The 312-nt window shown below is 67.0% G+C and carries 1 pseudogene; it reads right to left on the bottom strand.

The features are described from left to right. Nucleotides 1-312, bottom strand: a pseudogene (locus HX846_RS35045) (TldD/PmbA family protein); the annotation flags it as partial.

Genomic DNA, 312 nt, shown 5'->3' with positions numbered 1-312 from the left:
GGGTGCGGGTCTGGCTGTCATTGCCGTCGTAGGCGGTGACGTTGACACCCGGGAACACAAACCGCTGGGCCTGGCGCAGTTCGGCGCCGGCGCTGTTGAGGTAGATCTGTTCGACGTGGGTGGTGCCCAGGCTGACTTCCCAGTTCACCAGGCGCTCGTCCTTGGGCACGGCGGCCGATTCGGCGCCGAGCAGTTGGTAGCAGTCGCTCAGGGACGGGAAGGGCTGGTCGAGGCTCGGCGACAGGTAGTCGGCAATGTCGCTGGACACTGGCTGGTCGCGCAGGTCGAGCAGGGCGTGGGGCTTGATGAGCC

It is taken from the genome of Pseudomonas sp. K5002 (assembly GCF_013386655.1).
Lineage (GTDB): Bacteria > Pseudomonadota > Gammaproteobacteria > Pseudomonadales > Pseudomonadaceae > Aquipseudomonas.
The sequence above is the reverse complement of the archived record's forward strand: the minus strand, read 5'-3'. Positions and strand labels throughout refer to the sequence as shown.